The organism is Lacrimispora xylanisolvens, assembly GCF_002934545.1.
GTDB classification, from domain to species: domain Bacteria; phylum Bacillota; class Clostridia; order Lachnospirales; family Lachnospiraceae; genus Lacrimispora; species Lacrimispora xylanisolvens.
Window position 1 is genome coordinate 129797 of the sequence record NZ_PTJA01000006.1, and the last position, 24668, is coordinate 154464.

The 24668-nt window shown below is 40.3% G+C and carries 20 protein-coding genes; 7 read left to right on the top strand and 13 right to left on the bottom strand.

What is annotated here, in order from left to right:
- Nucleotides 1-14 precede the first annotated feature (14 nt).
- A complete protein-coding gene (gene pduA / locus BXY41_RS12660; RefSeq protein ID WP_104437222.1) occupies nt 15-299 on the bottom strand; it encodes a propanediol utilization microcompartment protein PduA in 285 nt (94 codons plus the stop codon).
- A 316-nt stretch (nt 300-615) separates the two neighbouring features.
- On the opposite strand from pduA, the gene BXY41_RS12665 reads away from it, so the two are divergent.
- On the top strand, nt 616-1836 hold the full coding sequence (locus tag BXY41_RS12665; protein ID WP_104437223.1) for a sensor histidine kinase: 1221 nt from the start codon (nt 616-618) through the stop codon (nt 1834-1836).
- A gap of 20 nt (nt 1837-1856) precedes the next feature.
- A complete protein-coding gene (locus BXY41_RS12670; protein WP_104437224.1) occupies nt 1857-2597 on the top strand; it encodes a response regulator transcription factor in 741 nt (246 codons plus the stop codon).
- A 73-nt stretch (nt 2598-2670) separates the two neighbouring features.
- On the opposite strand, the gene BXY41_RS12675 is transcribed toward BXY41_RS12670, so the two are convergent.
- The 5 genes from BXY41_RS12675 to BXY41_RS12695 form a co-directional block, all read right to left on the bottom strand.
- A complete protein-coding gene (locus BXY41_RS12675) occupies nt 2671-3249 on the bottom strand; it encodes a uracil-DNA glycosylase family protein (RefSeq protein ID WP_104437225.1) in 579 nt (192 codons plus the stop codon).
- A 160-nt stretch (nt 3250-3409) separates the two neighbouring features.
- Nucleotides 3410-4153 carry a Fic family protein gene (locus BXY41_RS12680; RefSeq protein WP_104437226.1) on the bottom strand — a complete coding sequence of 248 codons (744 nt, stop codon included), beginning with the start codon at nt 4151-4153 and terminating at the stop codon, nt 3410-3412.
- 95 nt (nt 4154-4248) lie between these two features.
- Complete coding sequence (gene galE, locus BXY41_RS12685; protein ID WP_104437227.1) at nt 4249-5265, bottom strand: UDP-glucose 4-epimerase GalE; 1017 nt, start codon at nt 5263-5265, stop codon at nt 4249-4251.
- 19 nt (nt 5266-5284) lie between these two features.
- Nucleotides 5285-6394 carry a phosphotransferase enzyme family protein gene (locus tag BXY41_RS12690; RefSeq protein ID WP_104437228.1) on the bottom strand — a complete coding sequence of 370 codons (1110 nt, stop codon included), beginning with the start codon at nt 6392-6394 and terminating at the stop codon, nt 5285-5287.
- On the bottom strand, nt 6394-7323 hold the full coding sequence (locus tag BXY41_RS12695; protein ID WP_104437229.1) for a nucleotidyltransferase family protein: 930 nt from the start codon (nt 7321-7323) through the stop codon (nt 6394-6396). Before BXY41_RS12695 ends, BXY41_RS12690 begins: the two co-directional genes overlap by 1 nt.
- 164 nt (nt 7324-7487) lie before the next feature.
- Between BXY41_RS12695 and BXY41_RS12700 the strand changes: the two genes are divergently transcribed.
- Nucleotides 7488-8384: an AraC family transcriptional regulator gene (locus BXY41_RS12700; RefSeq protein WP_104437230.1), complete on the top strand. Its 897-nt coding sequence runs from the start codon at nt 7488-7490 to the stop codon at nt 8382-8384.
- A 117-nt stretch (nt 8385-8501) separates the two neighbouring features.
- Nucleotides 8502-10337 carry a DUF2264 domain-containing protein gene (locus BXY41_RS12705; protein WP_104437231.1) on the top strand — a complete coding sequence of 612 codons (1836 nt, stop codon included), beginning with the start codon at nt 8502-8504 and terminating at the stop codon, nt 10335-10337.
- Nucleotides 10338-10397: 60 nt separating this feature from the next.
- Here BXY41_RS12705 and BXY41_RS12710 read toward each other — a convergent pair whose 3' ends face one another.
- The 6 genes from BXY41_RS12710 to BXY41_RS12740 all read right to left on the bottom strand — a co-directional run bounded on the left by BXY41_RS12710 (nt 10398) and on the right by BXY41_RS12740 (nt 17483).
- Complete coding sequence (locus tag BXY41_RS12710; RefSeq protein WP_104437232.1) at nt 10398-11411, bottom strand: helix-turn-helix domain-containing protein; 1014 nt, start codon at nt 11409-11411, stop codon at nt 10398-10400.
- A gap of 107 nt (nt 11412-11518) precedes the next feature.
- Nucleotides 11519-12907 carry a sulfatase family protein gene (locus BXY41_RS12715; protein WP_104437233.1) on the bottom strand — a complete coding sequence of 463 codons (1389 nt, stop codon included), beginning with the start codon at nt 12905-12907 and terminating at the stop codon, nt 11519-11521.
- 21 nt (nt 12908-12928) lie between these two features.
- Nucleotides 12929-14107, bottom strand: a complete 1179-nt coding sequence (locus BXY41_RS12720) for a glycoside hydrolase family 88 protein (protein ID WP_104437234.1) — start codon at nt 14105-14107, stop codon at nt 12929-12931.
- Nucleotides 14108-14279: 172 nt separating this feature from the next.
- Nucleotides 14280-15107, bottom strand: coding sequence for a carbohydrate ABC transporter permease (locus BXY41_RS12730; RefSeq protein ID WP_104437236.1), 828 nt, complete (start codon nt 15105-15107; stop codon nt 14280-14282).
- A gap of 12 nt (nt 15108-15119) precedes the next feature.
- Complete coding sequence (locus BXY41_RS12735; RefSeq protein ID WP_104437237.1) at nt 15120-16037, bottom strand: carbohydrate ABC transporter permease; 918 nt, start codon at nt 16035-16037, stop codon at nt 15120-15122.
- A 93-nt stretch (nt 16038-16130) separates the two neighbouring features.
- The gene (locus BXY41_RS12740) at nt 16131-17483 is read right to left on the bottom strand and encodes an ABC transporter substrate-binding protein (protein ID WP_104437238.1); all 1353 of its coding nucleotides are present in this window, start codon (nt 17481-17483) and stop codon (nt 16131-16133) included.
- A gap of 308 nt (nt 17484-17791) precedes the next feature.
- Between BXY41_RS12740 and BXY41_RS12745 the strand changes: the two genes are divergently transcribed.
- Together BXY41_RS12745 and BXY41_RS12750 are read left to right on the top strand one after the other, a co-directional pair.
- Complete coding sequence (locus BXY41_RS12745; protein ID WP_104437239.1) at nt 17792-19552, top strand: sensor histidine kinase; 1761 nt, start codon at nt 17792-17794, stop codon at nt 19550-19552.
- 29 nt (nt 19553-19581) lie between these two features.
- On the top strand, nt 19582-21201 hold the full coding sequence (locus BXY41_RS12750; protein WP_104437240.1) for an AraC family transcriptional regulator: 1620 nt from the start codon (nt 19582-19584) through the stop codon (nt 21199-21201).
- An 89-nt stretch (nt 21202-21290) separates the two neighbouring features.
- On the opposite strand, the gene BXY41_RS12755 is transcribed toward BXY41_RS12750, so the two are convergent.
- Nucleotides 21291-23420 carry a methyl-accepting chemotaxis protein gene (locus BXY41_RS12755; RefSeq protein ID WP_170072346.1) on the bottom strand — a complete coding sequence of 710 codons (2130 nt, stop codon included), beginning with the start codon at nt 23418-23420 and terminating at the stop codon, nt 21291-21293.
- A gap of 595 nt (nt 23421-24015) precedes the next feature.
- Between BXY41_RS12755 and BXY41_RS12760 the strand changes: the two genes are divergently transcribed.
- A complete protein-coding gene (locus BXY41_RS12760; RefSeq protein WP_242980190.1) occupies nt 24016-24657 on the top strand; it encodes a DUF998 domain-containing protein in 642 nt (213 codons plus the stop codon).
- Nucleotides 24658-24668: the final 11 nt, after the last annotated feature.

Sequence of the window (24668 nt, forward strand, 5' to 3'; positions counted from 1 at the left end):
TACCCTCTCCTGAATTATTTCTCCTGAAATTTTGGTAACATTTTCTCCACATCTGTATGTGGTCTTGGAATTACATGAACAGATACAACCTCACCCACACGCTTCGCAGACGCTACACCTGCATCAGTGGCTGCCTTCACTGCACCAACATCCCCCCGTACCATTACGGTTACTAAACCAGATCCGATTTTTTCATAACCGATTAAAGCCACGTTTGCTGCCTTTACCATTGCATCTGCTGCCTCAATTGATGCAACCAATCCTTTTGTTTCGACTAAACCTAATGCTTCCTGTCCCATTTTACTACCTCCAGATTTTTATTTTTATCTATGTAATCATGCAAGGTGCATGTTACATTTTCACAAATAAAAGTGTCAATTCCCTGTTATCGTTATAAATATTATCACATTCATTTGCGTTTCCTTAGGATTTCAGGAAGTACTTCTAGTATTTTTCCCATCTGTGATCTGGTATTTTTTCTACTTCTTTTTTTTGACTATCCGCTATTTAAAGGATTCTCAAGGTGGGAAAAATACCACTTCATAAAAGTGAATTGAAAAGACCAATCAACTATGTTATTATTTTATATATCTAAAATGAGGAGTTGAGTTTTTCATGAATCCAGAATTTGATCTTTTACTTGAGAACTTAATTGACTTCGATGAATTCAGCAAAATTCAATCTGAGCTGTCAAGTATCGTAAGCTTTTCTGTAGTAACCGTTAACACCGATGGGAAACCATTTTCTTCTCTTAGTAATTTTTCTACTTTTTGCCAGTTAATCCGTACTTCTGAGGCAGGCCGCCAGGCCTGTATCTCATGTGACTACTACGCTTTAAAGCATTCACTTGAGATGGGGCATTCGATTGTGTACGATTGCCACTGTGGTTTAAGAGACTGTGCCGCTCCCATAATTGTTAACGATGTTCTATTAGGCGGCGTTTTAGGTGGACAGGTCTTGATTCATGAACAGGACAGGGCATTAATTGATACAGAAAAGCTGGCAAATAAATTTAATCTATGCAAAGAGGATTTAGACCGGACTGTAGCAGAAATTCCTGTTGTTGCAGAGGACTATATCCAGACATGTCTGAAGTTTTACAGTTTTTTTGCCGAATATATCGCAGAAAAAAGCTATAAGACCATCATCCAACAACAACTCAATCATGAAACAATTGAGCGAATCCGACAGCAGCAGATTGCTTCTGCTCAGACCTTAAAAAGAATTCAGGCACAGATGAATCCTCATTTTCTTTTTAATGCTTTAAACTCCATCGCACGTACAGCACTTCTTGACGGATCTGAGGAGACAGAACAGCTGATTTACGATTTATCAAATTATCTGCGTTATACAATCAAAAATACTTCTGATACTCCAACCATTGAAGAAGAACTGAACAATTTAAATCATTATCTGAATATACAAAAAGCACGTTTTGGGGATAAGATTACCTGCCATATACATGCGGATGACAGCATCAGAGACTGCCGCATTCCCAGCATGACACTACAGCCGTTGGTTGAAAACTCTTTCATCCATGGTTTAAAAGACTGCATGGCGAATGGAATTATCAGAATTGATATTACAAAGACGAATAAAAATCATAAAAATGATATCTTAATTCAAATTTATGATAATGGATGTGGTATTTCAGAGGATATCATTGATTTGCTACAAACAGAAGAAGATATTGATAACCCTGCCTCTGGATTAGGATTAATGAATACACAAACCCGTATCAAAAAATTATACGGTCCGGAATACGGAATAACCATTGACAGCAAAGTGTACACTTATACTAAAATTGATATACTTCTCCCAGTCACTTACCGTTAGCTCTAAAGGAGGTGGATTGTATGTATAAACTTTTAATATGCGAAGATGAATCATTGGAAAGAAAGGCTCTGAATCTGATTATTCAGCGCCATTATCCCAACATTCATTTAGTCGGATCTGCAACCACCGGTTTTGAAGCGATTAAGTTAGCGCATCAGCATTTACCAGATATAATTCTGATGGACATTGATATGCCTCAATGCAACGGATTAGATGCTCAAAAAGAAATTTGTAATTTTCTGCCTAATGTAAATACAGTTATTATCACTGCTTACAATGAGTTCACTTATGCACAGCAGGCGATAAAATGCGGTGTTATTGACTTTTTGCTAAAACCGATTGCTCCAAATGATTTGTATAACTGCCTGGATAAAATATTGGGATCAATGAAAAAAAAAGACACCTCCCCTACTGTACCGCCTAAATATACAGATTATATTCAGGAAATACTAAATTATATTGATTACCACTTTTTAGACGATCTGAGTTTAAGTGACCTGGCTTGTGAATTCAATTTAAATGAGAAGTATTTAAGCCGATACTTTAAACAGAAAACGGGAACTTCGTTTACGGAATATATTATAAAACTGAAAATAGAGCGTTCAAAAAATATGCTGAAATTCTCTGATGCTCCCATTTATGAAATTGCAGCGGACTTAAATTTTAATGACGCTTCCTACTTTACAAAAGTTTTTCAAAAGCAGGAGGGTATTTCTCCCTCTCAATACAGGAAAAAAGCGGGGAACTTTCAGATTGTATAAATTTTAGAAGTGTATTTAAAAGAGCCAGCCTTCTATTGATAAGGAAAGGCTGGCTCTTTCCAGGTATTAAGATTTATAAGTTCTTATGAACAATTTCTTTTAAAGCGGGTAAGACATCCTCTTCATACCACGGATTTTGCTTGAGCCACCCCAGGTTTAAAGGAGAAGGGTGCACCAATGGAAAATATTCAGGTAGATATTTTTGAAAATTACGTACTGTCTCCGTTAAACTTTTCTCACGTCTTACATTTAAATAATACTTTTGTGAATAGCTGCCGATTAGAATAATAATTTCAACATCTGGCATCTCCTCCAGTAAACGTGGATGCCACTTTTGCGCGAAACCTTTTCTGGGAGGTGCATCACCAGTTTTTGCTTTTCCCGGATAATAGAAATCCATAGGCAATTGAGCGATACGATTTGTATTATAAAATATTTCTCTGGATACTCCCAGCCACTCTCTTAATCGATCACCGCTTAAATCATTCCAAAACAATTGAGTTGCTTCTGCTTTACGTCCCGGTGCCTGCCCTACAATGGCAATGCGTGCATCTGCAGAGGCTTTAAAGATTGGGGATATTCCCATTTTTGTATAGGATTCATTCATTGGGTCAGCCATGATTTCCTGTTTTATCTTTTCAAATATATTCATGCTTACTTCTACCTCAGACCTCCGTTAAATTCAACATTTAGCAATCTGCTTAGTTTAGCTGTATTATAGCATTTAATTTATTGTTTACGTAAAAGACCGGTCATTCCCTATTATATTGAGAATAAACGGTCTCGTAATTACATTCTATGTGAAATACACATTAAGTTTGTTCCCGATTTTTTGCCATTCCAAGATAGCGGTCAAGCTGCTGTTGCTCCAGTGTAGCTATCATATCTGCAAAAGGCTTAATATCCTTTTTTACTGCATAAGCTTCCAGGACATTAAAATATTCCAATCGATTTTCCTTTGCAATGGACACCGGCAAAAAGCCATTGGCCATCAGTTGGTAGTTCATAATTAATCGAGAAGTTCTGCCATTTCCATCTGCAAAAGGGTGAATTCTTACAAACTCAGCGTGTGTCCATGCTGCAAGCTCCACAACATTATCTTTGGCTCTGTCCTGTAAATCCAGATAGAACGCTTTCACCTGACGATACATGTCGCTGGGGCTTGGAGGAGTATGTGCTGCACCAGAAATATATACATCAACGTTCCGGTATATTCCTCCAAACATGATATTTTCCATTAGAATAGCATGTAAATCCTTTATAATCTGCTCATCTAAAGATTTTTTTTGTGCGATACAGTCTTTTACATACTGATAGGCTTTGTTGTGATTAATAACTTCATAGATTTCCCGAAGCATTTTGCCGCCGACAGATAAACCATCTTCCAGTACCACCTTGGTTTCCAGCAAGGTAAGTGTGTTCCCTTCGATGGCTGTAGAATGGTGAGTATATTCTAGCTCAAACGCCTTTGCGTAGCTTTTTACCGTTATTTCCGGGAGTGAATCCTTAATCTGTTCATAGTATTCTTTTTTTTGCAATAATATCTTATAATCCAAGTTATTCACTCCTATCTTCTTTGTTCTCTTTTACATTATTTTACCATGTAATAGTTAATTATTCAACGTAAGCCTAAATATTATTAAACTATCTTTCAGCGGTACCCCTCCGGATTACCAATCTGCCACCGCAGGGAATCCTTACACATTTCATCAATTCCCCGCTCCGCTTCCCAGCCAAGTTCTTCTTTCGCAAGGGAAACATCTGCGAAGCATTCTCCAATATCTCCAGAACGGCGCGGTTTGATGGAATAAGGAATTGGTTTTCCCCATGCCTTTGAGAATGCTTCTATCATCTGAAGCACGCTGTATCCACGTCCGGTTCCCAGATTATATATTCTGACCTGGGAATTATGGGTAGAAAGTTTCTCCAGAGCCTTAACATGACCCAGAGCCAGATCCACTACATGGATATAATCCCTGACCCCAGTGCCGTCTGGTGTGTTGTAATCATTGCCGAAAACGCTGACTTCTCTAAGCTTTCCTACAGCAGCCTGAGTGATATAGGGGGCCAGGTTATTGGGAATTCCCGTTGGGTCCTCACCGATCAGCCCGCTTTGGTGAGCCCCCACTGGATTAAAATAGCGAAGTATAATAACGCTCCACTCTGGGTCCGCAGTATGAAGATCCGCAAGAATTTGTTCCAACATACCCTTGGTCTGACCATAGGGATTAGTGATGCTTCCTTTTGGGCACTCCTCAGTGATGGGAACAAAGGCCGGATCTCCATACACAGTGGCAGAAGAGCTGAAAATAATCTTTTTTATCCCATAAGCTCTCATGACCTCACATAAAACAAGAGTCCCGGTAATGTTATTATGGTAATATTCCAAAGGCTTTGAGACCGATTCTCCTACTGCCTTTAAGCCCGCAAAATGGATTACTGCCTCAATTGCTTCCTTATTAAATATTTCTTCCAGCGCGTCTCTGTCCAGAAGATCTGTCTTATAAAAAGTCACCTGCCTGCGGGTAATTGCTTCCACTTTCTTCAATGACACACATGAAGAGTTCGATAGATTGTCCACCACAACCACATCATATCCCCGTTCTAAAAGCTCCACACAGGTATGGCTGCCGATATATCCGGCACCCCCTGTCACCAGTATCTTCATCCTTTATCCCCTTTCTTTCCTATTGATATTTATTTATAATTTCTTTCATCTCCACCCACTTCTTCTCCATATCCGCTACCAGAGCAAACTGGGTTCTTGCACGATCTAAGTTGTGGTTATCCCTGCTGGTGTGGAAATAGGTATCTCCCTGAAGGAAATCTGTTAAGAAACGCATACCGCATTCATAAGTCATTAATTTGGCACCCATAGGGAGCATTGTTCTTTCCTCTGCCGTCAATACCTCTTTGCAGCCTTCCATATAGCCTTTCGTATAGATTTCAAACAATTCCAGAGATAAGGATGCCTTGCTGGAATCTGGATCATCCTCTTCGGCCGTATTGGCTCCGAACCGGATGGCATCACCGAAATCAAAGATAGAGAGCCCCGGCATAATGGTGTCTAAATCAATGACACACAAAGCCTCGCCAGTCTGGTCATCGATCATGATATTGTTAAGCTTGGTGTCATTGTGAGTTACACGGAGCGGCAGCCCGCCTTCTCGCAGCAGTTTCATTGCAGTATCTGCCTCGCTTTCCCTGTCCAGTACAAAATTTATCTCTTTGCTGACTAAGTGAGCCCGATTACAGACATCCGCTTTGACCGCTTCTTTAAAAGCTTGCAGGCGAACCGGCGTATTATGGAAATTCAAGATGGTTTCCGTCAGTTTTCCGGCGGGGTATTCTCCCAGTCTGCACAGGAAACGACCGAAGGCTCTGCCGCTCTGGTAAAAATCTTCCGGATTTCTCACCTTATCGTAGGTGGTAGCCCCCTCGATAAAAAGGTAACCTCGCCAATAGTTCCCATCGCTGTCCTGACAGTAATCCTTTCCATCCCGCGCTTTAACAATATTTAACGTCTCCCGGTCCGGATCTCCAGCCTGAGCAATAATCGCTTCACGAAGAAACGAGGTGACACCTGAGATATTTTTCATAAGAGAGACCGGATCCTTAAATACCTCATTGTTGATTCTCTGTATGATGTAAGGCTTTATGGCTCCCCTGTCCACACAGACCAGACGGAACGTATCATTAATATGACCATTTCCATAGCGTTCACATGATACCACTTCTCCCTGGAAGGCCAGCAGACCAATGGCCTCCCCGATTTTTTTACATTGTGCGTCTCCCATTACTGTTCCTCCCAAAGTTTTTCCGGATAAATACCTGTTTTCTTAAGTTCCCTGACGGCATTTACCACCGTTTCCTTATCTTCTTTGTAAGTGACACCGTACCAACGGTCCACGCTCTTTAAAACGGTAACCTCCGCCTTATATTCCTTTAACAGCTCATCCACCACAAAAGGAAGGAAATATTCACATTTTAACGGATTTCCCGGAAGTTCTTTATTCAGAAAAACGGCAAACCTCTGGTCAAGCTCTTTAATTATACTTTTTGTAAATCCCCACATATTCATGGAAACAACGGTGTCCTCGCCCAGCTCTGTCCAGGTCTTGCCGTCATCCTCTGTAAATTTCGCCTTATTTCCCTGCTTTTCAATTCTGGTGCGTTCATGGATATCTACAAGCTTTCCATCTTCACTGATGGTGCACACGCCCCTTGCCACATGACCATTTTCCGTCAAGGTATTATAAAGGCGGTAGCCTACCATGGTATACTGATACTTCTCACCGTCGGAAATCTCTGACAACTGATTGTATATGGACACAAACGCGCTTTTTCCATAATAATCATCCGCATTAATCACGGCAAAAGGTCCGTCAATCACATCCTGGCAGCATAAAATAGCATGACCGGTTCCCCACGGCTTCACCCTTCCCTCCGGCACCTGATACCCGGCCGGAAGCCGGTCCAGCTCCTGGTATACATATTCCACTTTCACGTGGGACGCTATGCGGTCTCCAATGTTCTCCCTGAATTCTTTCTCAATGGCTTTCTTAATAATAAAAACAACCTTCTCAAATCCGGCCTGAACCGCATCAAAAATTGAATAATCAATGATCTTGTTCCCATATGCATCGATAGAGTCTATCTGTTTTAATCCACCATAACGGCTGCCCATACCTGCAGCCATAATCACCAGAACTGGTTTTCCGTTCATTGCTGTTACCTCCTGAAATTTACTATCCTCAGTATAATGAATATGCTCATAAAAATATTTACACGATCTATTATTTTATTTACACGATCGTACTCTTCTTTCATTTTTACAGAAGAATGTGGTATACTGATTTTAAGAATAAACATCAAAAGAAAGGATAACCCATGGCCTATAAAAGCACTTCGCTCCGTCCCTCAGCTGTCATTAAAAAGATTATAACGGTTCACTATTTTGAATACATGAGCAATTTCACTTTTCCCGGTGAAAGCCACGACTTCTGGGAATTTGTCTGCGTTGACAAGGGAGTCATTGACGTGGTGGCAGACGGGAAACAAATCCCTTTAAAGAGGGGAAATATCATCTTCCACAGTCCAGGGGAATTCCATAACATACTGACCAATGGAACGATTGCCCCCAATCTGGTTGTAGTTGGATTTGAATGCAATTCTCCCTGCATGAAAGCATTGAAAGGAAAAGTTTTGTCTGTTCAGGAAACGGAAGCAGCTCTTCTTGCCCAGATTATCATAGAAGCCCGGAATGCATTTACTGGAAGGCTTGACGATCCCTACCAGGAAGAACTGGTCAGGCGGCAGCCCGTCGCTTCCTTTGGCGCCGAACAGCTGATCGGCAATTATCTGGAAGAACTGATTATCCACCTCTACCGTAAATATATTTCCAATCCGGGGCAGATTCTCACGGATAGTCCGGCAGAGAGCCGGATCCATGGAGATATCCATAACCGGATCGTCCGCTACATGGAAGAACATTTAAGAGAGCATCTTACCATTGAATCCATTTGCCGTGACAATTTGATCGGGCGGTCCCAGCTTCAGAAAATATTCCGGGAAGCCCACGGCTGCGGCGTTATCGATTTTTTCTTAAATAAGAAAACAGAAGCGGCCAAACAATTAATTCGAAACAACCAGATGAACTTTACGGAAATTTCAGACTGTCTGGGTTATAGCTCCATCCACTACTTTACAAGGCAGTTTAAAAAAATCACCGGAATGACTCCCACCGAATACGCCTCCTCTATACGTTCTCTCTCCGAAAAGGCATAGAGGCTTATTTTTGTTCATTGATTCATTATATAGTCCATATACATGCCGGGGTGAAAAAGATTATAATTAATATGAATTATAACAATCTTTAACTGTTTATTTAAACGGAGGCACTCCATGCAAAATTTACCGATTCAAGATAATCCTTTACAGACTCGTCAGGATTTAGTGAAAGCTTTAGAAACAATCGTTCATCCTCTGATCCCATATTATTCTGACAGGAACACGCAGCTAATTTTAGGCAACACTGGTACGTGGGCTGTAAGCCGCACTGCTAATATGGAAGCACTGGCCAGACCTCTCTGGGGGCTGGTTCCTGCAGCTGCAGGAGGTTTTACAGATGATATCTGGCTTATTTACCACGATGCGATCCGCTATGGCACCAATCCATCTTCTCCGGAATATTGGGGCGATATTGAGGATAATGATCAAAAAACAGTAGAAACTGCTGTATTAGGACTTGCCCTTTGTATGGCACCTGAGCAATTATTTTATCCGCTCTCCAAAGAAGAGCAGACTCGATTCGCAGACTGGCTCTATCAGGTAAACTATCATAAAGTTCCTGAGAACAACTGGAGATTTTTTATCGTTCTTGTTAATCTTGGTTTAAAAAATGTTGGAATGCCTTATGACAGGGAACGCATAAAACAGGAATTAGAAGCTCTGGATACTTATTATCTGGGGGATGGCTGGTATTCTGATGGTGCAACCGAACAAAGAGATTATTATATTGCTTTTGCCATGCACTATTACGCCTTAATTTACGCACATCTGATGAAAGAGGAAGATCCTGTTCGAAGTAAACTTTACATAGAGCGCGCCAAGATCTTTGCTCAGGATTTCATCTATTGGTTTTCAGAAGATGGTGACTGCGTCCCTTACGGAAGAAGTCTGACTTATCGCTTTGCACAATGCGCTTTTTGGGGTGCACTGGCCCTTAATGATGTGGAAGTTTTTTCCTATGGGGTTATGAAAGGAATTGTTCTAAGGCACCTTAGAAACTGGTTCCAGAAGCCTATATTTAGTCGTGACGGTATTCTTAGCATTGGGTATTGCTATGAAAATCTGGTTATGTCTGAATCTTATAATGCTCCTGGATCACCTGCCTGGTCATTAAAAGCCTTTTTACCTCTTGCCTTATCAGAAAGCCATCCTTTCTGGCAGGCAAAAGAAGAACCATTGCCTGCCTTATCCTACAAAAGAGTTATGCCTCATCCTCATATGGTTTTTGTCAGAAAACCACATCATGTAGCAGCATTTACCGCTGGACAATATGCCGGCTTTGAGCCTGCTCATATGGCAGCAAAATATGAGAAATTTGCCTACTCTAATGTATTTGGCTTCAGTGTACCAAGGGGCGATTATGACCTTGCACAAAATGCTCCTGACAGCATGTTAGCGTTAAGTGAACAGGATAGTTATTACCGCGTCAGAAGGAATTGTGAATTATTGGAACTAAATGAAGAACTTATCCGTTCTCGTTGGAAACCATGGCCGGACGTAACGGTCACAACTACCGTTTTCCCGGGATTACCCTGGCATTATCGTATTCATGATATTGAAACCCAGCGTCCTCTATTTGCAGCGGACTGCGGTTTTTCCATTCCAAGAGCTGCTGACAGAGGGGGAGAGTTTATCCCTTCTGAAGCACAAAATACTGAAAATGGTTATCTGATCTTTGAGTGTCCTTATGAAGATGAGGATAAAGGAACCTGCTATCATTATATCAGTGGAATATACGATTTAAGCGGAGAAGGAACAGCTCATTTTATCCAGGCAGATAGCAATAGTAATCTGATCCATCCAAGAACCTACATACCCATAATCCAGTCACAGCTGAAACCTGGTAAACACAGACTTATTTCTGCCGTTTTTGCCGGAACAAAGGAAGCATTGCCCTCCCATATCCCAATGACTGCAGAGATGTTGCTGGCACTTTTGGAAAATAAATAATAATTAGAAAACGCCCCTGGTCTCAATCTTAAAAGGCCAGGAGCGTTTAACATGAAAGAATCACTCATCAATGGTTAATTTCTGCTTTTTATTCAGATTCCTGTATTGTCCCGGAGTCAATCCTGTCTGCTTCTTAAAAAAACGAATAAAGGCATTACAATAGAGATATCCCACCAGTTTAGCAATCTGATTAACACTTAATTCAGTTTCAGCTAACAGTTTTTTGGAGGCTTCAATCCGAATGCTATTAATTGCATATAATAAAGAGTTTCCAGTTTCACATTTATAGATCTTTGATAAATATGCAGGGGTCAGATGAAAGGTTTTTCCAAGCATTGATACATTTAAATCCGGGTTGAAATAATTTTCTTTAATATATTGATTGATATCCTTTTCTATAAAATATTTCTGCATCTCTTGTTGTGACGAATTCAATTCGCATGCACAAGAGCAAAAAACTAATTCTCCGAAACAATTTGGTATATGAAAATTGATTATCCCAGTGGGTGAGCATGCCAGATATTCGACATCATCTCTATAGCTGTTATTAATCCTATATGCGTTAAACAGCCATATATCTCCTATTTCAGGCGGAATGCCTGGTGCTGTAATAAATTCAGTAAATGGGATTGCGAATTCCACCATAAATTCTTTCTCTTTCTGATCCTGGATAACAGCTGAAATAATATTATTATTCACTCTGGCATATTGTAAAATCGTACCAGCCAGGTCGTTATGTATATCATAATGAAGTACTGCATTTAACGGATTTACCTCAATCTCCATATAGGTTTTTCGATCCCTGTTATCATCAATGAATACTTCTACCACATCCTCTTCATACAGTTTTTCATTAAAGCCTCTCTTAGTTGCATTGATCTGTTCATACTTGCAATAAAAGCCAGCGTATAAAAAGGTGTCATCCCACAAGAACTTAACAATTGTCTGGTTATCATTTTCTACTCCTGTTACTGTATCCACCAGTAAAATACCTTCTGCAGCCTCCCATTGGACTTTTCTTAAATTACCATTGATAATAAGTTTATCGCTTATTTTCCTGCATTTATATCTCATAATAATTCCCTTTCTAAAAATTAATATTGAGTGATAACGTAAAAAAGCGGGGTGCTCTAAAACTAACTTACGTTAATTTTGCAACACCCCTTATTCTTGATTTTCTTCTAGCGATTCCATAAAAATGGATCTTCTGTCCTGCTTAAATACGTTCTAAGCCTTTCCCTGTATCTAAGAACATCATTTCTCTGACAATCCGGCTTTAATAATTCAGGATTCATTTGATAGGGATCCATTTCATTATCATAAAGATATTCCCTCTGTTCCTCGCCTGGGGCATAACCGTTAGTAATGACATAAGTGTAACGCTTATCCCTGATCCCCCGCCAGCCATAGGATTTATGATTAAGACCCTTACAGGAGAACTTCTTTACCATCTCCGCGCCTCCCGGATAAGAGCATATAAACATATCCTTTGGCTCATTCTTATCCGTTGCGAACATTCCTTTTACATGACTATAGCCTTCGCATGTCTCTGGAACGGGAATTTCCAAAAGCTCCAGAATTGTGGGCATGTGATCAGGGCTGGCAAAAATAACAGGGTTGTCAGCCGACTGGATTCTGCCTTTCTGACGAATCATAAGCGGGATATGAATGGACTCCTCATACCAGATATTTTTACTCATCAATCCATGGGAACCCAGCATCTCTCCATGATCCGATGACAGGATAACAAGGGTATTTTCCTCCATATCATGATCTTTCAGATATTTTAGGATTCTTCCAAACTGCTGATCAATTCCATAAATTGCAGCATAATACTGTCTTGTCTGAGTCTCCAGGAGCCCTCCCTTTTCTCTCATCTCTTCCGGAACATTTTCACGATAACAGACCTCCAGGTCCTTAAACCGCTGGTAATACTTATCCGGCACCAGCTCATAGGGAAGATGTGGCGGATTGTAGGATAGATACAGCGCAAATGGCTGTTCCCCCTCTTTCCTTGCTTCCATATATTCGAGCGCCTTGTCTGTTTCAAATTCTGCCGACCATTTTCCTGGCTTTATCTGGCTTTCATCGTCTTGCCAATAATGGGGATTCATATGATCGTCCCAGGCTCCGTAAGACAGCCAGTAATCAAATCCATGCCTTCTTTCCCCTGGCGGCGTATAGGCATCCCAGTCTCTTGCACCTGATATTGGATTGGCAACAAAGTTAAGCTCCGATGCATCCAGATGCCATTTGCCAATGTATCCCGTCCGGTAACCTCCACCTTTTAGCACATCTCCAATGCAACGCTCCTGAGGTCTTAACATGACCTTCTCTTCCAGCCCAATCTTACAATTGGTCCACATTCCAAGATGGAAGGGGTATTTTCCTGTCATAAGAGACGCTCTGTGGGGAGAGCATAAGGGATACGTACTGTAAGCTTTGGTAAACCTCATGCTCTCCCAGGCAAAAGAGTCAATGTTTGGTGTTATCACCTGATCCATGTTCATAAATCCCATGGCGTGCGCCCGCCATTGGTCAGCAAACACATACAGCAGATTTGTCTTCATTTTTTTCTCCTCCACCAGCAATTACCAGTACAGCTTCCAGTCTCTGGAGAGCCTTGTCAGCGCCTCCATATAAAAATAATCTCCCCATGTATTGCACTCATCTACACCACGGTCGGTACAGGTATTCTCTTTGGAATTTCTCGCATAGGTGCCATGAAGCAGCAATCCATTGGACATTTTGTAATCCCTGTTGGCACAAAGGTCTGTCAGCGCCCTAAGCATCCGGTCAGCTGCAGTCAGATATACCTGTGCCTTCTCTTTTTCTAAGTATTTTGCCATTTCCAGGATTCCGCAGACAGCAATGGCAGACGCAGAGGAATCTCTCGGTTCCTCACTTCCTGTGTCAAAGTCAAAATCCCAGTAAGGAATCAGATCTTCCGGCAGATGTTCAATAAAATAATCCGTCACGCTGCAGAATAAGTCCATGTACTCCGTATTCTTTAAATACCGGTAGCTTAAAGCAATCCCATAAATCCCCCATGCCTGTCCTCTGGCCCATGCAGAACCGTTGCGGTTCCCCTGATGGGTTACTCCATACGTGGGTTCCCCTGTTTCCACATCAAAGAAATGGGTATGGTAGGTAGAATGATCCGGACGCAAAATACATTTCATGGCAGTCTTTATATGGTTTTCCGCCTTATCTTCGTAGGAAGGATCTCCTGTCACTTCGGTTGCCCAGTAAAGTAAGGGAAGATTTAACAGGCAGTCAATGATCAGCCGGTATTCCTTTGGTTCGCCAGGGTTTCCCCAGGCCTGAAGAAACTTTCCTCTTTCCCTGTATCGTTCTGCCAGATGATCCGCTGCTAATAAAGCGGCTTTTTTTGCATGCTCATTGCCAGTCAGCTTATAAGCTGCCACACAGGATAAGCTATATAGAAATCCCATATCATGATGATTTACGTCAATTTTATTTTCAATTCTGTCTAGAAAGCTTTCTACCTGTACCTGTGCGGATTTTTGGAATGCATCATCCCCGGTGTGCTCGTAAGCCAGCCAGATCACTCCTGTCCAGAACCCTGTTGTCCATTCCACGTTTTCTGTTGCCTGGTAAAATCCGTCAAAGCTGTTGGGAGACTGGAATTTATCCGTAAATTCCGTAAGGTTCTCTTTCACGATCTTTACTGCATCATTAAGAGCCTGTTGAACCATCCCCGCTTCCATTCCAGGATACTTTTTTATTTGTTCCAATGTCTGTGCCATATGCCTCTCCTTTCCTTTTTACTGTCCATCTTTTTGGACATAGAGGGATACCCGCAGGGTGTTTCCTATCTACTGTCCATCTTTTTGGACATAAAGGGATACCCGCAGGGTGTTTCCTATTTACTGTCCGTCTTTTTGGACATAAAGGGATACCCGCAGGGTATCTCCGTTTTTATCCTTTGATTCCGCTGGCTGCAACGCCCTCTACAAAGAACTTCTGACAGCTTAAAAATACAATGATAACCGGAATCAATGAGCAAACGGAAGCAGCCATGATCCATGCATAATCCGCTCCGAACTGGGATATGAACATTCGGATACCAAGCTGGATGGTTTTCAATTCCTTTGTTTTTAAATAGATAAGCGGTCCCATAAAATCATTCCACACATTGGTAAATGTAAATATGGTCAGGGTTGCCATAGCAGGTTTTCCAAGAGGAAACACAATTTTTCCGAAAATACCATATTCATTTAGCCCGTCGATCCTGGCAGCTTCGCATAATTCATCGGGAATGCTGATATAAAACTGACGGATTAAAAATACGCCAAACGCAGAAAACGCCTGCATTAAGATCAATCCTAAATGAGTGTCGTTAAGACCCAGCCTGGAAACCAGAATAAACTGTGGTACCATGTATACCTGCCATGGAACAGCTATGGTAGTAACATACATGAGAAAGATCAGATCCCTGCCTTTAAAACGCGTCTTTGTAAAACCATAAGCAGCAAAACAGCTGGTACACAGCTGTATGATGGTGGTAATAACCGTCAGCTTTGCTGTATTGAAAAAGAAGGTCACAAGGGGCAGCTTCTTCCAGATGATTTTGTAGTTTTCCCAATGCATCGTATCGGGCCACCATTTCATTGGTACGGAAAATACGTCTTTATTAAGCTTTAAAGAAGAGATCACCATCCAGTAAAAAGGCACCAGCATAAAAAGGGATAAAGCAATCAGTCCCAGATACAGAGGTATCTTTAAATCCTTTGTTTTTGTATTCATCGCTTTCCCTCCTTACATCAAATCTTTAGACCACTTCTTTTCACCCGCGAACTGAATCAGGGTGATCACAAGCACTACTGCGAACAAAACAATGGCTCCCGCACTTGCCGGTCCAAACTCCCATGAGGTAAATGCCTTTTCATAAATATAATTGACCAGGGTTTTGGTGGCGTTTCCGGGACCTCCGCCTGTCATTACATATACAAGATCAAACACCTTAAAGCACTGAATTGTAAGCATAATTAGCACGAAGAATGTGGTCGGAGTCAGCATGGGAATCGTAATATACCGAAGCTTCTGGATACCATTGGCTCCGTCCATCCCTGCCGCTTCATAAAGGGAACCTGAGATTCCCTGGAGAGCCGCCAGATAGACGATCATATAGTAACCCATGTATTTCCATACACTTACCACTGAAATGGCCACCATGGCCCATTTCACATCAACAACCCATCTGGGAGGCCTGGATATGCCGATGAATTTTAAAAATTCATTGATGGGTCCAAAATCCGGCTGAAATAACATGTTCCATACTGCACCTACCGCCACAATGGAGGCAATGTAAGGAAAATAAAGTGCTGTACGAAAAATTGCTATCCCTTTTAACTTATGATTCAGTAAAACTGCCAGTAAAAGTGACAGCACCAGAGTTGGAACTACTGTAAGCAATGCATATTGAATGGTGTGAAGAAAGGATTGAACAAATATTCTGTCACCAAAAATCTGAGCGAAATTTTTTAATCCAACAAACTCCATGGGAGACTTGGAGCCATCCCATTTCATAACACTTAAAATAAAGGAAAAAATAACAGGAATGAATACGAAAATAGCATATCCGATTAAATTAGGCAAAATAAAGGAATAACCGACCAGGTTACTTCGGATTGCTTTCTTTTGATGCGACGTCAATGTGGTTTTTACTGCTTTCATACTGGGTTAACCTCCTTTTCACCTGCTTTTTGCCACAAAAAGAGCGCCTTGTTTAAATTTTAGAAAAGGCGCTCTTTGGCAATCAATTATATTTTACCAGCCTTTGATCTCTGCAACACGTTTGTTCAGTTCTTCGATTCCCTGATCAACCGTATACTGCTTAATCATGATCATTTCATGAACTTCGTCAAGAGCCTTACGAATTTCTTCGATCTTTGGGTCTAAAGGACGGTCAAATGTGTAATGAGTATAGGACAATGCTTCAATATTAGATTCTCCCTCGGGGAAGAACTGTGCGGAAGCGATGGTCTTTAAAGATTCCTCTGTCTGGATACCGGTAAATACACCCTGTTCAGCCAGAATATTTGCGGCTTCTTTGCTTGTAGCAAATTTTACAAAATCCCAGGATAAGTCAGGTTCGTCCGTATAAGCGCTGATTCCGACAGGAGTAAGAGCTCCTACCGTATATCCTGATTCTGTATCAGCAGGATGAGGAAGTCTTGCAATGCCCCAGTTAAAGGAAGTCTCATCTGCTGCACGGGACTGGATCATGGTGGCGATAAACCAGGTTCCCATTGGCATCATAGCGCACTGCTGATTCTTAAATACAGAGGAGTAATGGATATTTGCTGTCTTTAACGTGGAGTAATCCTGGATATATCCCTTATCCTGTAAGGAAAGAGCTGCCTCATACCATGGCTTTAAAAAGGAATAATCTTTTTCAACAACTGTATGCTTGCCATCCTGAACGGCCCAGTTTGTTACAAGCGCCTGCCATGTATGATTATGTCCGCCGTATACCTTTGAGCTGCCTTCTCCGGAAGTCATCTTCGCAGCCAGTTCATTATACTGATCCCAGGTCATATCATTGGAAGGATATGCAACACCTGCTGCATCAAAAAGATCCTTATTGTAGTATAAGACATACCAGTCGGAACGGTACGGAAGTCCGTAAGTCACTCCGTTGTACTGAAGCTGCTCTGCAGCACCATTATAAACGGATGTATCAAAGTTGTCTTTTTTCATGAAATCATCAAGAGGAAGAAGCTGCTTTTTATCAGCCATCTGAAGCATGGAGCCCATATCCTTTACCCAGATAATATCCGGATCCGGCTGAGCTGCGGATAAACTGATTCCCAAGGAATTGTTGTATTCATCAGCAGAAGTATCAATGACTTTAATTTCCACATTGGGATTTTCTTTCATATAGGCATCAACCACTGACTGAAACTGAGGAGATGAATCATAGTCCCATGTCGTAACGGTAAGAACCTTCTTTTCACCAGAGTTCTGTGTTTTATCTCCTGCCTTTGCAGAATCTGCGGCAGTCGTTGCTCCGGTTGTATCTGCAGCACTGCTTTCAGCTGTTTTGCTGCCACATGCAGTTAAAGATGCACACACCATTCCGGCTGCTAATACCATAGCTAAAACCTTTTTTAATCTCATCGGTTTGTAACCTCCCTTTTTTTAGAACTACGCGCGTGTTCTTTATGCTATAAAGATACCAGATCTGAGGCTATATCGGAATAAACGATTTGCATAATTATATTATTTTTTTACGTTTTTCCTGTCTCTAAAAATTAAAACATATACTTTATTCAGATTTTTATATTTTTTTAAGATTCATTTCTATTTCGTTGAATTTCTGCGGAATAAAGGATATGATATTACTAAATTTAATCTCGTGCAGGCTGAGATGCAAAGTTGTGCATCTGGCATTTAACGGCTGTTCACGGGGGAGAAAGGATGAGATCATGCCCCGAACATTCCGGTATAAATTTCTTTTATACAATCTGCTGATGGTTATCATCATTGCATGTGCCGTGAGTTTTTATAACTATCACTCTTATTATAAGGATGCTTTAGAAAACGAAACAAAAAATACAGTGAACCGGGTCCAGATTTTGTCAGATCGGATGGAAGTTGCTTATAAGGAAATGGTCAACATTGTGGTTACCTGCTCCGAACGTAAATCCTTATTCTCCTCTCCTTCCTTTAAAATGGGAGACCATGGGGAATCTGCCTATATTAAGCTCTACGCCTCCAATGTACTGAGAGATTTTTGTGCAATTTCAGGTTACAGCAAATATATTTATAAAATCACACTGTATAATAATGGAGAAGTTCTGCAGGCCGGTAACGCTTACGGTTCCACCCGGGATGTAGGTGACATTCAAAATGCCCCCTGGTTTCATGATCTGCTTTACAGAGAAAATACCCAGTACCTTCTTTCTCTGGAGGACAATCCTTTTTCTCCTACCAATTATACCCCAAAGATTCTTCCACTTTTAAGGCCATTAAAATATGCTTCCAACGGGCAGCCGGAAGACGCATGGATATTTCTTGCTGTATCCCCCAGGCTGTTTTCTGATACACTAAAAAGCATGGGAGACGATCAGATCCTTTATGCAGCCACTTCAGACGGAAGTATTATTACTTCTGTGAATGGAAATTCTTTTAACGTTGACCATTTGCTTGGAACGTTAAAAGACAGGAAAGAACCTCAGGGTAATTTCCGTACCCGGCTTGATGGGGAGGAATGTATCATCGCCTATGAAAAACAGGCTGTCAGCGGATTGATCTTCTTTCAGGTCCTTCCAGTTTCCTCTCTTAATCTGGACCATGGAGTGATCAGCGGCACCATCAGCCTTATTTTCTTTTTCTGTTTTGCCATCGGCCTGACCTTGTCCTGGTTTATATCCCGCCAGTTAAGCGCTCCCATCAGCCGCCTGAAAAAACGTCTGGAATTTATCTCCCAAGGTAACTTTGATCCGGACCGTTCCATTGAAACGGCTGATGAAATCGGAGGCATTGGAAAACAGATTAACCAGATGTCCAGCCGGATCTCCGATCTTCTGGAAACAAGGGTACAAAGTGAGAATGAAAAAAGGGACTTAGAAATTAAAATGCTTCAGGCACAGATCAATCCTCATTTTCTCTATAATACCCTGGATTCTATTAAATGGATCGCAACCATGCAGAAAAACAGCGGAATCGTCCAGGTTGTCACTGCCCTGTCCTCTCTGCTTAAAAACATGGCAAAGGGATTTAACGAAAAAGTAACGCTTCGTCAGGAATTGGATTTTTTAGAGAACTATGTTATTATAGAAAAAATCCGGTATATAGAACTCTTTGACGTATCAACCCAGGTGGACCAGGAGGTTCTTTACGATGCCAAGATCGTGAAGCTGACCCTTCAGCCCATTGTGGAAAATGCTATATTTAACGGAATTGAACCAAGCGGAAGAAACGGGCTGATACAGATTCACGTTTATACGGAAAACGGGATACTCTATATTTCAGTAAAGGACAATGGCATTGGCATATCACCTGAAAATATAGAAAAGCTGCTGACAGATACCTCCCGTATCACAAGAAGCAATATGAGCGGAATCGGCCTTCCAAACGTGGACCGGAGATTAAAGCTGGTTTACGGAGAAGAATATGGCTTAAAGCTGGAAAGCGAATTAGACCAATATACATTGATTACCATTGCCCTACCACTGGAATTTTAGAATGAGCTGACAAAGGGGTGTGAAACATTATGTATCGAATTATTATTATAGACGATGAACCACTGATCCTGGCCGGCATCGCCTCTCTGATCATATGGGAAAACTATGAATGCAGCATTATTGGAAAGGCCACCAATGGCCCTTCCGCCTTTGACATGATTATGGAACTTCAGCCGGATATTGTAATAACGGATATTCGTATGCCCGTATTAAACGGCCTGGAGCTGGTGGAAAAATGCAAAGAAAACAACTGTTCCTTTGCTTTTATTGTATTAACCAACTTAGAAGAATTTCATCTGGTTAAAAAAGCACTGTCTCTGGGTGCTTCTGATTATCTGGTAAAAATTGATTTAAATGAAGAGGCTCTGATCGCTGCTTTAGAACGTGCTAAGGAATCCTGTGACTTATTTCATAATAAAAAACACCATCTGATGGATGAACGTCAGGAGAACAGTCAGGAAGACCTGGATAAGATAACGTTTCGACGCCTTTTATTTTCCCAGGAGGAAGTCCCTGATATCCCCGAAGAACTTAAGAAGCAGTATCCGGCTCCTTTTATCATCCTTTTTACCTTAAAACCCATCCACATAAATTTTGAAGCAGGGGGCGGAAGCTATGATCTGCATTCCGTAAGCAGGCAGATGATTGATATCTTAGGCGGAATCGCGGCAAGATCTTTCTTTCATGACACAATACTGGAATACCGGCAGGATACCTTTCTCATCATTGCCTCTTTAAAGGGTGATACTTTTTCCCAAAACTCTATCAGTGAATTCTGCCATAAATTCAGTGTGGCTTTAAAGACCTATTTTGAGTTATCTGCTGTTTTTGGGGTGAGCCGTTTAAAGGAAACGATGTCAGATCTTCCGGAAGCGTTCTCTGAGGCCCAGACCGCACTGGATTATTATTACTTTGATTCTTCCAACCAGGTAGTATTATACCAGGGTCAGCCCTCCCATTTCAGCCAGGCAAAAAATTTCAACATCAATGTATTTAAAAAAGAACTGGCGGCTTATATCAGTCAGAATGACAGCGAAAAGCTTGCTTCTATCTTTGAAGACATCATCACGCTGTTTCGTGAAAATAAGCCCCGGAAGGAACAGGCGACCAGTGCCTGCATCAATATCTATACTTATTTATACTCCTTCTTTGAAACAGGAAATGGCAGCTATCAGGATATCTTCCCTTATACCATCAACATTGCGGAGCAGCTGAATCAGTTTAACAGCCTGGAGGAAATACTGGAATGGCTGAGAAGCTTCTGCCAGAAGCTTTGCAGGCTTTTAAACGACAGAAAGTCCACCCGCTCTGATAAGCTGGTAGACCTGGCAAGAGGCTACATCAAAGAACACTATATGGAAAAGCTGACTCTGGTGGATGTTGCGGAAGCGTTAAATATCAGTTCCGGTCATTTAAGCAATACCTTTAAAAAGCTGACCGGTACCACTCTTTCTGATTATATTGCTCAGGTAAAGATCCAGCATGCCATGGAGCTTATCGACACTCACCAGTACCTGATGTATGACATCTCTGATAAACTGGGCTTTGATAATCCCTATTATTTCAGCAAGGTATTTAAGAAAGTTACGGGGATATCACCAAGAGAGCATGAAAACAGGACCATCTATCCGCATACGGATAAAGAGTAATTTAAGCCACAAGCATTCATGCCTGTGGCTTATGGTTTAAGTGTAGAGGGTGAGACCTATATTTCTTTGATAATCCTATCTTGAATCTTCTAATATTTATATTCATCCACCATACTATACTGGCTTGACTGTATCGTATTATTCTGTGTCCTTGCAGACTTATTTAAATGAATGTTAACATCTCTTCGGATTTGAAATTGTTCCACATTCTGCTTCAACAAATCAGCCTGACCACTAAGCTCCTCGCTTGCCGCCGCACTTTCTTCTGCGGTTGCACTGTTGCTTTGAATAACAGAAGATATTTGTTCCACCCCTATTAATATCTGAGACACTGCATCAGATTGTTCTTTCGAAGTACGAGCAATATCATTAACAAACTCTCGCACCTGATCTGATCCTGTCACAACATTTGTCATTGACTGTGCAGTGATTTCAACAATCTCAGATCCCCGTTCAACGGCTTGTACCGTTTCTTCAATGAGCATAGTAGTATTTTTTGCCGCATCTGCTGATTTCTGAGCCAGATTCCGGACTTCATCTGCAACAACAGCAAATCCTTTTCCGGCAGAACCAGCTCTCGCCGCTTCAACTGCCGCATTTAGTGCCAAAATATTCGTCTGGAACGCAATATCCTCAATGGTTTTAATAATTTTACTGATTTCTGCTGATTTTGCATTGATATTATTCATAGCCAGTTTCATTTCCTGCATTTGACTATTACTATTAATAACCTCTTCAGATGTAGACACAACTTCTCTGTTTGCCAAATCAGCATTGTTGGCAGTATTCTTTATTTGCTGTGAAATATCAGCTATCATTGCTGAAAACTCCTCAATGCTGCTTGCTTGCTCCGTTGTTCCCTGAGCAAGGGATTGTGCTCCCGATGAGACCTGATTGGCGGCCATTGCAATTTGTTCTGATGACGTTTTAACATGTTCAATTGTCAGGGAAAGATTCTCTGAAATATTGAGAAGAGAATCCTTTATTTTTGAGAACTCTCCTATATATTCCTGTTTCAATTCAAAGCATAAATTCCCCTCTGCAATTTGATTTAGAATATGTGCGATCTCTTGAATATACTCCTTATAATCAACTAAAGTTATGCCTATTCGTTTAAATGAATCAATCAGTTCACCTACTTCGCCACTAGCTTTTGTTTGTAATTGCACATAAAAATCTCCTCCAGCTATTTTATTGGCAGCTTCGGATACTTCCTTTATTGGTTTCGAAATTTTCAGGCTTGTAAATATGCCAAAGAAAATAGCTAATAATGACACAATAGAAATAATCATCATTTCTAACTTAATTAAATTTGTAATTGGGCTAAGGATGTCAGCCTTATCCAAAAGAGCTACATACCGCCAATTTGTCTTTTCACTTTTTATAGACCTGATTAAATATGCTTTATTATCCACTTTTACTTCATTGAAATCTGCACCTGATAAAATAAGATTACTTAATTCACCTCCATATGTATCTGATACATTTTTAAAATTATTATCACTGTTACTTGGATCAGCAATAATCGTTCCGCTATCATCAACAATGATAAAATGTCCTTTTGTATCTTTTCCTGCCTTGTCAACCATCTCTGTAATCTTATCTAAACTCATATCCAATGCAACAACGCCGATTACTTTTCCACTGGCATCTTTCAAAGCTTGAGAAGCACCTAAAATAACAATGTTATCCGTTGCAAAGTAGTAAGGATCACCTAATACTGCTTTATCTGGATTATTAATGGCAATCGGGTACCATGGTCTCTGCCGTGGATCAAAAGGGCCTTCCATATTTCCTTCTGGGTACTGAACATATCCTCCCGATTCCACACCCATATAAACATATTGATAATTAGGATGTGTTTCACCAAATTCTTTAAATCTCTGGAAAATTTCCTGTTCCACTTTTCCATTTTTACTAGGGGTCATTTGGGTTTTTCCATTGTTATTTACATAACTTGTCAAAGTTCCATCTGCCTGCTTTATTATCGCTTCATTTGCAAAACCACTGGTATTATTCATTAATTCTTCAATGATTGAATCAATATTACTATTAAACATCTCAAGCTGCTTATTGGATGCTCTCTCTTGTTCAGACATGATACTTTTACCCGTAAAATTAATAAATATTGCAGAAACCAAGATTAATGGACACAATGAAAATAACAAAATAATTATACTAAGCTTTACCTTCAAACTGAAGTTCATTTTTTTCATCATTATAATCATTCCTTTCAATAAAGTAAGTGTTCAATATCTCTAATAATTTTATCTTTGGTATTTTGCTGAATAACTCAATCCATAACACACGTTTTACAAATTAAATTATCACTTTATTTTTTGTTAACTTTTCTCTTCATGAATTTGTATGTATTAAACCTCCTTTCAAACTTACAGCCAACATAAATAAAATACACATTTTTATCATATTATCAAAGGAAGAGAGAAGAAATAACAAACCTGGTATGAATAAAATCAAATTTATTTTATATTGCTTTATTTTTTACAAATTACTGCAAATATCAACAAAAATCTACAATTTTCTACAAATCCATTATATTGTATTTGTAAAAATTATGCAACAAATTATTATAATCTTTGGTAATTATAGAATTTTAGCACATTATTTCCTTAATCTTCCAAATTTAATTTTTTCTACCAACTATCTTGTTATCTAAAAAAAGGTACATTTTCAAAATGAAAATGTACCTTTTACCCTTTATTTATGTAGGATCCCTTTTATATAAGAGGATTCTAAAATTTGAAGAATTTATTTTTTTAATCGGATTATAATTTTAATGAGAAAGGACTAAATATGAAAATAAAAAAATTCGAATCCTTAACAATGCCGTTGGGCATGATAGGTGTAATCTTTTATTTACTCCATACGCTTTTGGGTCAGCTCCTATGGCCGGATTATAATCCTATCAGTACCGATATTAGTTCTCTGACTGCCGTGGGCGCACCGAACAGAACTTTGCTTTTGATTTTTACCACCATCTATGGCATTGCTACAATATTATTTGTCATAGGAATGCTAGTCAAATCCTTTCGTAAATACCACTCTGCTGTTCGCACAGGATGGGGCATTTTTCTGTTAATGAACCTTGTTTCCATATTCGGATATGCATTATTCCCACTCACTGGTGATAAAACTCAGATGACATTCGGCAACATGATGCACATTATCGTCACGGTAATTGTAGTGTTTACTACGATTACCGCAGGTTTTGTTCTGTCTGTCGGTTATTTAAAGCAAGAGAAAATGAAACGGCTGGGAACTTTTACGATCATTATGTCTGTGATTATTACGACAGCAGGTGTACTCAACCCCATTGGTATGATAAATAATTTAAATATCATGGGACTCACAGAAAGAGCTGTTATTTACTCGCTGCAGCTAATGATGTTTGTGTTCTCGGCGTATTATTCATTTTCAAAGACAGAAAAGCGGTAATTTTGCATCAA

Excerpts from the sequence above, each read along its gene's own strand:
- pduA (WP_104437222.1), bottom strand. The coding sequence starts at position 299 with ATGGGACAGGAAGCATTAGGTTTAGTCGAAACAAAAGGATTGGTTGCA.
- BXY41_RS12665 (WP_104437223.1), top strand. The coding sequence starts at position 616 with ATGAATCCAGAATTTGATCTTTTACTTGAGAACTTAATTGACTTCGAT.
- BXY41_RS12670 (WP_104437224.1), top strand. The coding sequence starts at position 1,857 with ATGTATAAACTTTTAATATGCGAAGATGAATCATTGGAAAGAAAGGCT.
- BXY41_RS12675 (WP_104437225.1), bottom strand. The coding sequence starts at position 3,249 with ATGAATATATTTGAAAAGATAAAACAGGAAATCATGGCTGACCCAATG.
- galE (WP_104437227.1), bottom strand. The coding sequence starts at position 5,265 with ATGAAGATACTGGTGACAGGGGGTGCCGGATATATCGGCAGCCATACC.
- BXY41_RS12690 (WP_104437228.1), bottom strand. The coding sequence starts at position 6,394 with ATGGGAGACGCACAATGTAAAAAAATCGGGGAGGCCATTGGTCTGCTG.
- BXY41_RS12695 (WP_104437229.1), bottom strand. The coding sequence starts at position 7,323 with ATGAACGGAAAACCAGTTCTGGTGATTATGGCTGCAGGTATGGGCAGC.
- BXY41_RS12700 (WP_104437230.1), top strand. The coding sequence starts at position 7,488 with ATGGCCTATAAAAGCACTTCGCTCCGTCCCTCAGCTGTCATTAAAAAG.
- BXY41_RS12705 (WP_104437231.1), top strand. The coding sequence starts at position 8,502 with ATGCAAAATTTACCGATTCAAGATAATCCTTTACAGACTCGTCAGGAT.
- BXY41_RS12710 (WP_104437232.1), bottom strand. The coding sequence starts at position 11,411 with ATGAGATATAAATGCAGGAAAATAAGCGATAAACTTATTATCAATGGT.
- BXY41_RS12715 (WP_104437233.1), bottom strand. The coding sequence starts at position 12,907 with ATGAAGACAAATCTGCTGTATGTGTTTGCTGACCAATGGCGGGCGCAC.
- BXY41_RS12720 (WP_104437234.1), bottom strand. The coding sequence starts at position 14,107 with ATGGCACAGACATTGGAACAAATAAAAAAGTATCCTGGAATGGAAGCG.
- BXY41_RS12730 (WP_104437236.1), bottom strand. The coding sequence starts at position 15,107 with ATGAATACAAAAACAAAGGATTTAAAGATACCTCTGTATCTGGGACTG.
- BXY41_RS12735 (WP_104437237.1), bottom strand. The coding sequence starts at position 16,037 with ATGAAAGCAGTAAAAACCACATTGACGTCGCATCAAAAGAAAGCAATC.
- BXY41_RS12740 (WP_104437238.1), bottom strand. The coding sequence starts at position 17,483 with ATGAGATTAAAAAAGGTTTTAGCTATGGTATTAGCAGCCGGAATGGTG.
- BXY41_RS12745 (WP_104437239.1), top strand. The coding sequence starts at position 17,792 with ATGCCCCGAACATTCCGGTATAAATTTCTTTTATACAATCTGCTGATG.
- BXY41_RS12750 (WP_104437240.1), top strand. The coding sequence starts at position 19,582 with ATGTATCGAATTATTATTATAGACGATGAACCACTGATCCTGGCCGGC.
- BXY41_RS12755 (WP_170072346.1), bottom strand. The coding sequence starts at position 23,420 with ATGATGAAAAAAATGAACTTCAGTTTGAAGGTAAAGCTTAGTATAATT.
- BXY41_RS12760 (WP_242980190.1), top strand. The coding sequence starts at position 24,016 with ATGAAAATAAAAAAATTCGAATCCTTAACAATGCCGTTGGGCATGATA.